The 15051-nt window shown below is 46.9% G+C and carries 7 protein-coding genes and 1 pseudogene; all 8 read right to left on the minus strand.

All coding sequences use genetic code 11. The annotated features are described in order from the left end of the window. Positions 1–133 precede the first annotated feature (133 nt). Positions 134–586 carry a hypothetical protein gene (locus F566_RS0117930; protein WP_020408400.1) on the minus strand — a complete coding sequence of 151 codons (453 nt, stop codon included), beginning with the start codon at positions 584–586 and terminating at the stop codon, positions 134–136. Positions 587–992: 406 nt separating this feature from the next. Further along, positions 993–2078: a PAS domain-containing protein gene (locus F566_RS35590; RefSeq protein ID WP_020408401.1), complete on the minus strand. Its 1086-nt coding sequence runs from the start codon at positions 2076–2078 to the stop codon at positions 993–995. Positions 2079–2360: 282 nt separating this feature from the next. Further along, positions 2361–2762: a type II secretion system protein GspG gene (locus tag F566_RS0117940; RefSeq protein ID WP_020408402.1), complete on the minus strand. Its 402-nt coding sequence runs from the start codon at positions 2760–2762 to the stop codon at positions 2361–2363. Positions 2763–2795: 33 nt separating this feature from the next. After that, entirely contained in the window at positions 2796–3365 is a 570-nt protein-coding gene (locus F566_RS0117945; RefSeq protein ID WP_020408403.1) for a 3'-5' exonuclease family protein, read from the minus strand. A gap of 351 nt (positions 3366–3716) precedes the next feature. After that, positions 3717–4697: a hypothetical protein gene (locus F566_RS0117950; RefSeq protein WP_020408404.1), complete on the minus strand. Its 981-nt coding sequence runs from the start codon at positions 4695–4697 to the stop codon at positions 3717–3719. Positions 4698–4822: 125 nt separating this feature from the next. Next, the gene (locus tag F566_RS0117955; RefSeq protein ID WP_020408405.1) at positions 4823–5236 is read right to left on the minus strand and encodes a toxin-antitoxin system YwqK family antitoxin; all 414 of its coding nucleotides are present in this window, start codon (positions 5234–5236) and stop codon (positions 4823–4825) included. Positions 5237–5238: 2 nt separating this feature from the next. Beyond that, positions 5239–12012, minus strand: a complete 6774-nt coding sequence (locus F566_RS0117960) for a YwqJ-related putative deaminase (RefSeq protein WP_169334451.1) — start codon at positions 12010–12012, stop codon at positions 5239–5241. Then, a pseudogene (locus tag F566_RS36365) lies at positions 11906–15051 on the minus strand (LysM peptidoglycan-binding domain-containing protein); the annotation flags it as partial. The gene F566_RS0117960 and the pseudogene F566_RS36365, both read right to left, overlap by 107 nt.

Raw genomic sequence — 15051 nt, forward strand, 5'->3', positions numbered from 1 at the left:
TTCTAGTGCATCTTGGAAATCCATCTGGAGTGCGTTTCGTGTCAGACTTGGGGTGATTTGGGACATCCATTGATATCGGCCATCCTCTTTCTCGCTTGATCCTGAGGAGCCAATCAATGGATGTCCTTATTCTCTATTCTCGAGGACACATTGAATTCAACGCACCCTGCATTTCTTGATATAAATTATTATCTAAAACTATTTCCTCATTGTCTGGCTTTTGTAAGATCAACCTTTGCCCATCCCAGTTCGGATGTCTGCCAATCACCGCGCTCATCATTTTCAGGCCTTCCCATACAACCGGGTCACATTGGCACTCAAGCAGAGCTTTCCTGTATAAAGCAGCTACCTTTTTGACATCATCGCTTTCCAAATGATGTTTTGCTTTTTCTTCCATACAAGGCTCTCCTGCCATTAGATCATAGGACTTGAGTAATAAATGAAAGTCCTCTGCATCCATGTCATCCACCGGAATTTCATCACCAGTCAAAGCTGTTGAATAAGTAAACCTGACGCTCTCCTCTTCCGCATAGGAGAAGCCACCAACAAATACTAATATGAGCAAAAGACCATAATACTGTTTCATCTTTATTCAATCATCTCCAAGGGTGATTTGGGACACCCACAAGTTAATACAACCAACATCACACCCGCAATTTAGGCCATTGGACAAGTATAAAATTTGTATTCCAGAATAGATGTAGGACGAGTGAAACCTGAATACAGACGGGGGGTTTGGCCAGCGAGTGTGGGGCATCAAGCGAATGCACGAATGCAGGACATCCACCTAAATTCCATGATAATAGCGGGTATCGGAGAGGAAAATGTGTTCCTTTGTGGCGCGGATCATCCTTGAACCTTAACACTGGACATTCAGACAGACAAAAGACCACAAGCTGACTATAGCTTAACCAATTGGTTTGTGGGACCCCTCTTTTACATTCCTACGCTCAGGCACTACCACTCAATGGATGTCCTTATTCTTTCCTAACTCACATGAGCTTTACAAATTCCAGGATTTGTTTTGCCGACGCGAGCAAGCTAGCATCTTCCGCGTGAATATTCTCGGATGTTTTCTCAACAAACACTGAGTTAAACCAGTTTTTTAGTTCTTTCACCAGGGTTTCAAAAACCGTGATCATAAATTCCGGCAGCTCTTTATTCTGGACATCATGCCTGGTCAATTGCAACGAGAGTTCGCTGAATACTGTTGATAACTCCACGAATTCTTCTACGAAAAATAAAGCATTCGCGAGTTCTTGAAAATCCGCCGTAATGCTCGATATAGCCGACGATGTATTTTGCGTAACACCAAGCAAAGCAATCGATGTTGAAAGATCGTTGATGATGGTAGACAAGTTATCCAGCTCATAATCTGAGAGACACACTTTTTCAGCGTAATCCCAAGCTGACATCGCCGCTTTGTGTTCTGTCGACGGTAAAACACCTTTTTCGCCATCCTCAAAACCAAATAGCTCGGTGTCATCAAAATGCTCTTTTCTGGACGCACTTCTTAAGGCGCCGGAAAACAATCCTGCGTCATCAACAAGCTGCGAACTGGCCTTCTCCTTTAGCTCGTTAATTTTTTCTGCTGATGGCCTCTCTTCGGTCAGATTTTTTAAAAAAACTTTGAATTGGTCGTTAGAGGCTTTTAAGCGCGAAAGCGTAGATTTCAGGCTCGTCAAATCACGCTGAATGGAAATATAATACTGCGGATTTCCTTCCGTATCGGTAATGTAATGTATATTCCACTCCACGTGATATTCAGTTTTATCTTTACGGTAGTTGACCGCGCTACCTTTAAATGGAGTATGGTCTCTGAGGTTTTGTTTAAGCCGCTCTATGACGCTGGGGTTTGTTTTTGGTCCTTTTAGAATCGAGGTTTGCTTGCCTTTAAGCTCATTCAGTTCGTAACCTGTCATCCTGCAAAAGCAAGGATTCGCATAAACAATTTCATGATTCTCTGGATCGGCTCGTGTGATCACAACCGCATCATAACATTGGCTGAACACCAATTCTAAAATAGCGAAAGGATCGGCGTTTCGAAAAAGATGTCGAAAATCAATTAGTGCGTTCATTGTGCTGATTATACTCAGTATGTGTAATGAACAGGCCTAGCTGCCAAACGTACATAAGACTGCACGCGACTACTGCTGGCCGCCTTACAACCCTGCATAAGACGCGGTTGCCAGCACTTAGTTACGACCAAGTTAATCGATTGGATGTATAGACTAAAAGGACATATAGGGATGCCTACCCAGTGTCAAGAACAATGACGATTGCCGGGATCGTGTTTAGATATGTCCTTCCTCTGCTGCACAGGGGCATTATTCTCAGCAAGAATTGCAAATATCAACAATCTATTCAAAAGTCACATCATCGCCACTTTGGCATTCATCAACACCATTTTCCCCAGTTGAATATAATTCGTAACTTTCTTCATAATGAAAACACTTGGCAGGGTACCGGTATATTAAATTGTTCCCCCATCCATCCAGAGGCTCAACGACTCTCCCAAGATAGAGCCCTCTCCAATTATCATCTCCAGACAGGTTCTGATAAACCATTTTCAGACCATACCGCGATTCAGGGTAATGTCCGATATCTTTTTTTATATCTTCAACAACGTTCTTGTAAATTTTAATATTGATCTCCGCCTCCTCCTCTAAACTCAGAGAACGACAATCTATAATTCTGGGATAAAGCAAGAATCCCACCCCAAATACAATCACCATAACAACTAAAAAACAAAATAGTCTCATAAACAGTTCGCCGTTAAGCTCCCACAGTCAGATTCATCTCTGGGACGACTTACCACGCTCCCCCAACATATTACAAAACATCGCCCCCTGTTCTAGGGCATCATCAAGCGCTACGTGGGTATGAGGTAGAGGATCAAACCAGCATTTTGGCATTTTTCGTTTGGTCGTTCCACGAAACTCTGTATTAAGCACCGCCATCGCAAAGGTCTTAATATCCAGAGCCGAGTGTGAAAATGGGCTCTCTCCTGCAAATTGCATCAAGTACCAGTAAACGAACATAAAGTCATAAGCGGCTGGATAACCCACAAATACAGGTTTCCCGGGCAACTGTTTCAGCCAAGTGACATAATCAGTCATTGCCTGCTCCGGTGGCTGAAGGTCTTTTCGACATAAGCTCCAGGCTTCAGGATTCTTTTCCCACCAGGCTTGGGTGTCAGGGTGAGCTTCTGCATTTGGCAGTGTTTTCAGATTCGCAGAGAATGTACTAACCAATTGTTTATCTGCCGTATAGGCTGCAGAGGCAAAGCTTAACATTGAATGTGGTCCGGGAATGGGTCCATCGGCTTCAACATCTGTGCTGACATAAATTTCGGGTCTAGCCACTCTTATACTAACTCCATCGACTACATAGGCTTATCGCCATTTATGGATAGCTTATCACGACATTATCCGCCATTGACGGGTATCGTGCTCCAGGCCCAGAATTCGATGCCTTGGGTAACGTTTTTAACTTAAACCAGAAAAACAGAAAAAGGACACCCACCTAAATTCCCTGAGCAGGAATCAACTTATTGAAATACCACGATGATTATCGCGGCATTCCCGCCAACAATTAACCATTTTGATGATCAACAACTGCGCTCAATACGGCAAATGAGTGTAGGTTTGTGAGATTTCGGCACATGCATGTCTCAACTTTTCAGTTGATATGCCAAAACGAGATTGAAATGATGGCTAAGTCAGATATAGTTTTTGAGAATGGATTCGTCCCTGGCACCAACGCTGTCCGAGCTGCGCGACGGCTTTTTCCAATCGATCCAGCCTGCCGGCCAGCCGTGGAAATCTGCAACTGAAATATTTGATACTTTCAGTCCATTCCGACGGATCAATGTTAAGCCTCCTCAGAATCGGTAGTACATGGTCAGGAATGGCACCGCGCTTGTCTTCTCGAATTGCCCTGCCCGTCCAATCAACCAGTTCAAGATAATCTTGCAGATGAAAGAATATGCCATTGCCTTCCGAATCTTTTCGCTCATTGCCTATCAATTGAACTAAGCGGGATTGTTTCTTCGACGTTCGAAGATCTTCGATTCGTTCCTGGACCGACGTGTAATCAGAGGTTTCCGGCAACTTTGCGATACCGGCACGAATGGGATTAAGATCGACATAAGTCATGCAGGTCAACAGTGCTGCTTCATCCAGCAATGCCTGAGACTTGAATCGTCCCTCCCAAAAACGACCTTTGCATCCGTCTTCCGCGTTTGCTTTGCGCGCAATATATTCATTCAGGCAACGCATGAACCAGCTAATGGACGTTAAACGCTCTCGCCATTCAGTCACAATTTCCGCGATCTTTAACAAAGCACCTTTATCAAGTTTTTCGCCTTTTCGATATCGGGCGATCAATGGATGACCACCAAACAGACGACACCAACGTTCAATTACCTCATCATCCGTCCAGCTCTTAACCCGATCAACATCCACACTCAGGACTACATGATAATGATTGCTCATCACCGCATAGGCGGCCACATCAATTGCAAAGACCTCTGATAAAAAGAAGAGCCTGTCGACTATCCATTGGCGACGATGTTCATAGCATTGCCCTGAGAATTCATCCTGACCACAAAGGAAAGCACGACGAACACAACGGGCAACACAATGATAATAACGAGTATCGGAGAGGGAAATGAGTTCCTTTCTGGCACGGGTCATCCTTGAACCTTAATACTGGATATTTAAACAGCCAAAAGACTACAAGTTGAGTACAGCGTAGTCAATTGGTTTGTGGATGTCCTTTTTCTGTTCTTAACTGGGTTGGTCAGTTCTATTAGGCCACGTCACGGCTCCTCCTTTCTACGTTCTTGCAACAACTTGTAATTTGTTGAGCCGACATCAATGGAGAATTCCTCTATTAGCTCACCGCTTTCGCTCCAGCTCCGTGAAGAGGTTTTAATACCGTACTCAAAAAATGATTCTGACTTCATATTCCCATTCTCGTACCAATAAGTCTCTTTCCCGTGAGTCAACCCATTTTTACATTCAACCTCAAAAGCAAGTCGGCCTAACGAATACCACTTTCTCGCTAAGCCATTTGGGAGGCCGTCCTTGTATTCGGTCTCATACTCAATCCCCTCCCCATCTGGAAAGGGGTCAAAACCAACTCCCGTAAAGGGTGAACCTTTATAGGTAGTTAAATCACCATCTGAGTCAAATAATTCCTCATCGACCCTTTCTTGATCATCAGCACTCATAATTATTTACCATATTTCAAGGGCTCTGGAAAATATTGCACACCATCAGTAATAAATTCGCAATGCGGGCATCTAGGCACAGGGGTTCCAAACTTGGCCGCTGATCCTTTTTGCCCAGAATTGATGGTATAGAGAAGAAAATCTGAAATATCAGCGTTGGGGCGAGCTATGAATGCATCATTAAGCGCGTGAATCTCAGCATGACTTCCAGCTCCCTGAGTTTTAATGTAGTCAATTTTACTAGCATCAGGAATTCGATCACTCAATAACGGCGTAAGATTGTCAGGAAGTTTTCCGCCAGGCCCAGAGTTCAAACCAAAGAAAACGTCTCCTGTTTTCGAATCCATTACACCCGCTAAGACTGGACCAACTTGTTTACGGGTTTGGCGAATGCTCAATCCCTCAGTCAAAGATGCATATTCATCAATAACAGCCCCTTTGAGATTTATACGCTGATTCAAAGTTAGGTTACTTTCGGAATTTGCTTTTATTCGATGAAGTGCTGCAATTTCATCAGAGACCGCACTGTTTGGAACATTGCTATTAGTTCCGATTGCTCCAATCCTTGAAATTGATTGATGCCCAATCAATCCAGCAGTCCCATCAACAATCATAGACTCCAGCTCTAATATCCTAGGAGCAGAATAGTGAAAAACACTACGCATATCTTCAATTCCTAAGGTGGCATGGTTTGCCATATAGGAATATGATTTATCGCCACTGAGTTTTGCTAAGCCTTGCAACTCACTATGTAAGTTCCTTAACACCTCAGGACTTCCATCCAGCATAGCTCCTACACTCCCTAGCAAAATGAGAACTCGGTCTTTAGGAATAGAATAATATTTCCCAAACTGTCCGCCACCTCCTGATTCTAAGGCCTCAATAAACTGATCTCCATACTGTTCATATAACCCGAGAAGTTTGTGCCCCCCTTCTTCATTATTCATCGAAGCATATTCTACAGCCTCTAAATAGAGCTCCCCCACCTGAGGTTCACTTGAAACCTTATCTAAAGTCCAGCCTGCAGTTTCAAAAGATGAGCCATTGCCAATGACACGATCTTCTCCTACCATTGGCACAGGGCTTCCCATTTCTTCCTGTTCAACAGTCCGAGCATTACTCCGCCCACTCCCCCCAGCAATCCCCGCCAAGGCTAGTGATCCAATCGTATTCCCCAGCACGCCAGCCATCATACTCACATAATCCGGGCGATAGTCCTCACTATCGTATACTGCCACTCGAATCCCTTCACTCAGCGTACCCGCAGCAATTCCGTGAATTGTCTCACTTCCCAGACTGCCATTCCTCAGTGACGAATATGAGGAGTTCAAAGCGCCTCTGAGTCCACCATCCAGCAACGCATTGCCAGTGAACCCTTCACCTAACCCCGTGGAAGCGGTAGTAGACAGGAACGAGGTAGCAACATCACGCCAGCGGAATGATCTTGGTGTGTTGGTAATCCCACCAGCAAGATAGTTCGCTCCTACCGCCGTTGCTGTAGTGATGGCATTGGCTGCTGTTCTTGTCCATTTACCAAGTTCAGCCAACTTACCTGCGTTCTTAATCGCGTCTGCGTCCACTGCTTTTGCCGCTGCGACGGCGTTATTCGTATATGCCCCCACTGCCATTGTCGCGGCAGAAGTTAAACCACCCCTGATGGCACTTCGCAGAGAAAAGTGATCCTGAACTCCCAACCCTTTGGCAACTAACTGTGACGCTGTACTGCCGACAAGACCGCCAATAAATCCACCAGCTGCCACAGAAGCATATCCTGCTGCCGAAGCAGCAATCGACGTACCAGCCCCTAGAGTACCGAGACCAGCTGTTCCCGCAATTCCAGTTCCAGCAGTTAAAGACACCGTTGCGCTAGCTGAATTGGCAATCGCTCCGGCTGCATAAGGTGCCACAATTGCTGTCACAGCAATGGCAACAACCATCACAATCATCCCAGCCCCACCACACTTACCACCATTGGGCGGCGGTGGCGGCTCTGGCAAAGTCGGCGTAGTATCCCCAATCGCCAAGCCCGGATCATACGGCCGGAAAGTCCCCGCATTGTTGTGAACGTTGGTCACCACATTCGGGATCACCAGATTCAAGCCGGCTGTCAGCGTCTCGGCACCGGATAATCCATTGGCATCGGCCAGCATGTACCACAGACTGCTGTCTCCCCACTGGCTGGCGGCAATCGCCTGAAGAGTGTCGCCCTCTGCGGTGGTGTAATAGCCAGAAGCTTTGCCAGGATAATCAGGGTTGATGGGCTGAAAGTTCTGATCGAAGTCCGCTGATGTTACGGGAATTATTCGCTTCATTCGCGAATAACCGATCTTTTCTACAATATCGCTCGTTCGAGTGTTATACCGAGGATTATCTCCATTGCCTGACCGGGTAGTGTAAGTCCAAGACCCAACGACATAGCTCTGATCACCTTCGCTGGCTAAATATTGAACATAATCAGTGCGAGAAGGGACGTTGTCATTACCCATATCCCCGCGAACGATCCCATCCAAATAATAGAACTTACGCCGGATCGGCTTATTCTCATCATTTGGAGTCCAATCGACCTCATCACGCTGGATAATCTGTCCTCGATGATTATTGATATAAGTCAGCGAACGCTTCGCTGCGTAATCGTGAACAAATAAGTTATGTCCATTTGAATTATAGGCATAGTATGAAGTACCAGGATCTTGCCCCTCCAGGCTTCCGGTAACCACCACTTTACTTGCCTTATAACTATCAAATCGATCAGCCGTATTGTAGAAGTAGTCTGTTGTAACATCCGCTGCATTTATATCTTCTACATCGGAGCCTGAAACATATTGTCTCGTCTGTTTTAGAGTCATTCCGTCATTAAGATATGCATATTTTAATGTGCCTGTTAAAACTGACTCTTCTTCCGTTTCCTCTTGTTTATAGGTCTTTTCTACAATTACCTGGTTATCTGCATCATAGCTATATATTTTCTTACTACGTATATATTGCTCAGAGCTTTCTTGCCGGTAGTCATAGATGTAATGCTCTGTGGTGCGACCTAACTCATCGTTTTTACGATAGGCAACTTGAATAAATCCTTTTCCAATAAAGTCACCATTGGCGTTATATTGAATACCGGTACCAGTTTTATTCTCATAATTACTATCGTAAAGCCATACTGACTCCAGTCGCCCATAGTCATCATAGTAATACTTTTCATCTACAACCTTGGCCTGGCCATCTGATCCCAGATGAGCACTTTTACTACCTTTCCTATTGCCCATAACATCATACTTCAGACTATATCCGGTATGACCTTCATCTATGACGCCACTATCATTCAGCTCTCCCATGGTGACCGTAAAGCGGCTTTCCATATCATAGCTGTAGTAGAAATCCTGCTCCTGAGAATTCTGATCTCGCTGATTTTCCGATATGACGTAGTTGTCATACTTGGTCCAAACACGCCGCCGGTTACCCACTGCGTCATAGGAATACACTAATTCGTACTGATCAGAGTCCTTTATGGTTTTAACGCGACCCAATGCATCATAAGTCGCATGCACATTTTGATATGGAACTGACGTATCTGAGCTAGTAAATGAGCCGTCACTATAGGTCTCATCGACTACATTTCCATTAGCGTCATACCTAAAATCAGCATAGCTATTAATACCTTCATCACTAATACGACGAATACGCCCATTAGCGTAGTACTCATATTTTATATTTTGGCTTTGCCGATCACGTAACTCTTCCCTAAATCCTATACTGCTGGGAATCTCGCTTTCGCCATACGAGAAAGCAGTTGTTCCTGACTGTGATGTTAACCAACCCGCTTGATTGTATTCATACGTAAACCAATGTCCGCCTAAATCCCTATGTTTCCGGATACGGCCGAAGTAATCCACTTCATCACGCAATTCATAACCAGCCTTATAGCTTCCGTCAGTCTCGGTGTTTAAACCGGTTGTCGTCTCTTTAATGAACCCACCCAGATTTACACCAATGCTCTCATCGTACTCGTATCTATAACTGACATCACGATTGCCAAAACTTGTATGCTTGATAACCCGACCTTCACCGTCATATCTGTACTTTTCAACATTATCAAGAACGTTTGTATGGGTGAGACGGTTCCCCAGCTCATCATAACTGTAGGCATCAAAGGAGTAGGCCGCTTCCCGAGTTCCTGTTGCATATGTCGACAATGAAGCGAAATATCGACTTTCGGTTAGACGGTTGGCCATATCATAGGTATAGCTTTGATACTGACCGTCTGCACGAACCATCACCCGCCGGTTACCTAAAGCATCATACTTATGGGTTGTCGTGTTACCTAAAGCATCACTCTCACTAGTCAACAATCCCCCATTAAAAGTCTGAGTGCGATAAAAAGCTCCCATGTCCCATTTTGATGAATAGTCCTCACCCTGAGCATTAAGATAGCTATTAGCGTCATCAGTCGCCACCGTCTCCCCCTGAGCATTGTAGTAATACCGGGTAATCGGATGAGCCTCGATTTCTTTTAGATTTCCGTCCGCTGAGGCATAATCCAGGGCCACCTCAACTTTAGGGTCCACTCTATGAGTCACGCGTCCTAGTGTGTCATAGAACAAGTGCCTCTCATTTCCATTTCCATCAATTTCCGCAATAACTTCACCAAAAGCGTTATAACGCTGACTGCGGTGAATCATGTATCGACTATTATGTATTCCCAATAAATAACTCGCTGTGTACGCTTGGGTTACAGTCCGTTGTAAATCATTCTCCACTTTCCATGCATCGTCCAAAGTTCCTTGTTCTGGGTCAGAACTGTATACACCTTGCGAAACTTCACGAGTATGGGTATTACTGTAACTCGCTTTATATTCATAGTTACTTGCGGAAGCTTTAGTGCTAACACCCAACCCGACTTTGACTGTTGCCTTGGCATCGTTTAATAAAGCACCACCGAAATTGAGTGTTTTATAGTTAATCTTATGAGTACCGTCACTTACAGCGAGAATGTAGCGCACTCCCTTTCTCGTAGCAGCGCTTAAATCGATTCCTCCAGACGTTGCATAGATCTTTTCATCAGGACTAGTGCTTTTTTCCTCAATGACAACAAATCCCGACGTTGTTGTTCCGTTAATTGTTGTAGTGCTATCAGGACTCCAGATATGACTTATCGAATGCGTTTTATCAAATACGAGCTTATTTCCTAAAGATGGCACACGAATCATTATCTGGTAGTAGTACGCTCCTCTAGAGTAATGCACAGAATTCGTGACTTTTATTTCAGTCAAATCTGTCCCAGCAGAAACTGGCTCAGAATCCATATACTCTCGACTGGAATAATGCCCGCCGTAGACGCTTACTTCCAGGGGGATACCCAGGTCTTGCAATTCTTGTGGGATATTAACTTTAAAACTCATCTCTACATGAAAATATGTGTTATCCCATCGATCGTCACTATCCGCTCTAGGTGGAACGCCAATATTCTTTTTAGCTACATTAACAGAAACAGAACCTCGACCAAGTGAAGACACCGTACCAGAACCAGACTCTCCTGCACCTACCTTAGCGTATGTCTGAGCGTTTTTAACCTGCACAAATGCACGCTGCATCTCATGTGTAACTATCGGCCCACCTTCAACCTCAATGACCCCATCCTTGGTGGATGTGAGGGTTACAATACTTATGTCATCGCTACCTGTACTTTCATCGTTCTCAATGGTTTCGAAAGACACATCTTGAATTTCATCGGCGCTTGGAATGTTGTCAGCTGTAAATGCATATGCCTGTTTCTCAATATCTCTGTAGATATAGTATTTTCCACTCGTTGCATCATGCTCTCGCCAAACCCGTACGATAGTCTTAGTGAACAGAGTTTCGTTGGCATTCTCATCCTCTCCAGAATAAACCAACTTTTCTCGTTTCCAGGCAGAACTATAGCTATTATTGTCACTTGTCAGAGTGATATCTGAGTAGAATGCATCCACATCGGTTAGCCCCTCAGCTAAATCAAGTGCTTCCTGAACTTCACTCAACGAAAAACTGTTGAAGTCCTGCGGCTCATAAGAGGAGGTTGTCGATGGAAGAGCAGACACGTAGGTATAACCGGAAGTAGTCGGACTGTTTTCACTCGTGGAAATAGGGTTTGGATTGTCTTCGCCTTCGAACACCGGGACTCCATTCCCATTGGTAAAGGTCATCGACTCTACATCCGACGTGGTTAGTGACCAGTTATCATAATCAATCTCAGACACCCAGCCTGTATCTGTAATGCTTTCTATAATATCTGCATTCAGTTGCTGATAATCGTGAGGGGCCTCGAAGACATTCGTCAGGCGGTTACGCTCATCGTAAATACTGACTTTCATCTGGGAATTTAATGCTGACATGCCTTTTAGATCGGCAGGTGCGTTAATCGCACTGAAATCAACATTCAATGGATTACCTTGATCGTCAACCAGATCCTCGCTAACCAGAATAAATTCCGCTGTGGCATTGCCGTTCTGGTCATACAGATACAGTTGAGGGGCACCGGTTTCTTTGTTGGTGCTGAACAGACGACCAACTTTGTCGTATTTGTACTGTTCCTGGTACTGACCATTGACCCCTTTGGCCTCGATATCCCCATAACCGTTGTAACGGGTTTCGTGGCTCAATCCTGTGGTGTCCACATGTTTGACTTCCCGGTTCTGGGCGTCATACCAGTACTGGTAGCTGTAGGAGGTTGCGGTGTTGTCCGCCTGGGTCTGAGTCCACTGTTTCTCCACACTGTTGCCGAAGAGGTCGGTCTTGTAGTGGGTCACCGCACCGGTGGCATCTTCCTCGGACTGCACATAGCCCAGCAGGTTGTATACCACTTTCCGGGTCTGGTCTTCGGTATCCACTGAACCGTGGCGAGTGGTACTGACCGCCCGTCCCAGGGCATCGTAGCCGTAGGTGGTCATGGCCCGGACACTGACCGCGATAATCAGTAAACTGTTGACCGAGTTCTGTGCTCACCCGGCCCAACTCGTCATAGCGGATTTCGGTAGTACGCCCCAGCACCGCTCCATCCCCTGGCGCAATGGTGGTGCGAAGACGGTCGAGATCATCGTAGGTGTATTCGGTGGTGCGGGTGGACGCACTGGTCTTCACCGGGGCGTTGCCACTCAGGCTGTAATCTGTCACGTTATAGACAATGTCCCGGATCTTACGACCCAGTTGGTCATACTCCGCCACAGTGCGACGATCGGCCTGCACCTGACTGGCCAGGACATCTTCATTGGCCAGATCGGCTAAATCCTGGCTAGCCAGAGTCAACGCTTTATCTTCAGCCGCTGAGCGCAGGGTAGCAATATCAGCTTTCAGTGTTTCTAACGTGTCGGTTGTAGACGGATTCCTGGCCTCATAAGCATAACGGTATTCTTCCGTGATCTGCCCAAAACCATTAACCTTCCAGGTCGTCAGCGCATGGTGACGGCTTAACTCAAGCACTTCTTCACCGCTTCCGTTGGTTATTTTATTGAAGCGGGAAACTCCGGCGTCCAACTGCGCAATTCTCTCTCCACGCTGGTCATAGAAATAGCGAATGATATTACCGTTTTCCCCCCGGCTGTCTTTTTCGGCTATCAGTTGCCCATTTTTGTCATACAGCTTAAAGGTACTGATGGCCTCCGGTAGTGTATATGCTGTGCTGTAGAGGCCTCCAGTTTGTTCCTCTGACTCACCTGAGCTTTGGACGCCTTTCGCCCGCTCAGACAGGTCCTGTACGTCAAGCGCCAAATCAAAGTGCACCTCTTCTCGGGTGCGGGTTTCAATCACCCGATTATTCAGGTCATAGACTGAGATCAGTTCCCGATAGTCGTCGGTTTCCTGACTTAAGAAGTCGGCCAACAAATTGGTGCTGACGCTAGCGAGTTCCTCCCCGTACTGACGTTCCAGAATGCGATTGCCCTGATCGTCGTAGGCATAGGTGGTCACTCCACCGGTCGTATTCACCTGAGCCGTTAATCGGTTCAGGGCATCGTAGCTGAAGAGCTGTTTCAGTTTCGGGTCCAGCGCGGTGGTCAGAGTCCCGTTTTCATCAGTCTCATAAGCTCTGACCACTTCCACCAGACGATTGCCGAACAGGTCAAATTCCCGCGAGGTCACCTGACGCACATTGCTGTAGCTTCTCAGGCTACCGGTGCTGCTGTAGTAGGCAAAGTCGGTTTTGTCGGAATATACCGCCACTTCCCGGTTCAGTTTGTCGAACACAAACTCTGTAGTCCGGGTCTGACCGCTGATGGTCTTGAAGTTCTGGCTGGACGCATCCCAGTAACTGCCTTCGGTGACCGCCACTTTGTTGCCAAAGGCATCGTAGCGCACCTGTTCAGCCAGTTGGCGTTCGGCGGTGTTATTGATGTCGGAATTGAACACCACGGTGGTGCTGGGCTGAATCGTCGCCGTGCGACGGCCCAGGGCATCGTACTGGTACTGGGTCACCTGGTTTTCCCGGTTGGTCCAGCTCAGGCGGTTACCGGCCGCATCGTAGGTAAACTGATCGCTGACCACGGTGCTGCTGGTTTTCTGGGCCTGTTCTTCCACCACCCGGCCCAGGGTGTCGAACACGCTGGCCGTTTGACGGTCATGGCTGGCATCACTAACCAGCAGGCTTTGCACCTGGGCCAGGGTCTTGCCGCTCAGATTGGTGCTGATCGGGGTATTCCAGGCGGTTTTCGACACTACCTGACCACTGGCGTTGTAGGCATAGCTCTGCACATAGCCTGCCGGATCCACCTGCAGAGTCAGGCGATTGAGGGCATCGTAGAAGAAGTGGCCGGTATGGCCTTCGGCATCGGTGGATTGAATCAGGTTACCGAACGCATCGTAGTCACTGGTGGTCGTGTAGCCTTCTCCATCGGTTTCACTGATCTTGAGACCGCGACGATCAAAGTCCTGGGTGGCGCTGAAGATATCCTTCAGCACCTCCGCTTGCGAGCTTCTTGGTAAAGAGTCCGGTAGCAGGTTTTTCAAGGTAACAGCATACTTAGGAAGCCAGCTGGCCTGATGAGAAAACCACAAACCATCTTGCCCATTCTCATAGTTCAACGCCAGTGTCCGCAGACGAAGTAGCTCTTCTTTAGTCCACTCTGACAGGTTCGTAGTCAATTCATAATAACGTGGATCAATCACCCGGGTGATCTGACCAAAGCCGTTGTATTCATAGCCGGTGGTGCTGGCCTCAGCGGTCCCGGCCGCTTTGGTTTCCAGAACCACCCGGTTCAGTTCGTCGAATTCGAACGTGCTGATCTGGGCATTGCTCAGCCCTTCCCCGCTGACCAGTTGCACCACGTTGCCGAAGCGGTCGTAATCCTTGCGGGTCACCAGGGTCTCGCCGTTCACCTCCGGGGTATAAATACGTACCTGACGGTTCAGCGCATCGTATTCATAACGGGTGGTGCGATCTCCGCCCTGGGCATCGTTGTTCAGGGTGACACCACTGCTGACATAATCCGCCGCGGTTTTCTCATAGACAGAGACCGCCGTAGTGTAATGGGTTTCGCTCAGCAGGTTATCGAAGCTGTCATAGCGGTAGCGGATCACATAGCCTTGACGGTCTGCAGCCGCCACCTGACCATCATCCACCGAGTCTCTGGGGGTTAGTTTGGTGATCAGGCGGTTGTTGTCATCATAGGCAAAGGTCGTGGTGTTGCCCCGGGCATCGGTCACCGCAATCCGGTTACCCTGGTGGTCATAAGCATAGGTCTCCGTGATCCAGGTTTCGGTATTGCCCACCATCAGACGCTGGGATTGGCGAATGGTCTGGCCCCGGGCATCGTACTGATAGCGGGTCACCCGTGTCTGGCTGTCCGTGCTCAGGG

It is taken from the genome of Hahella ganghwensis DSM 17046 (assembly GCF_000376785.1).
In the GTDB taxonomy this organism is placed as follows: Bacteria; Pseudomonadota; Gammaproteobacteria; order Pseudomonadales; family Oleiphilaceae; genus Hahella; species Hahella ganghwensis.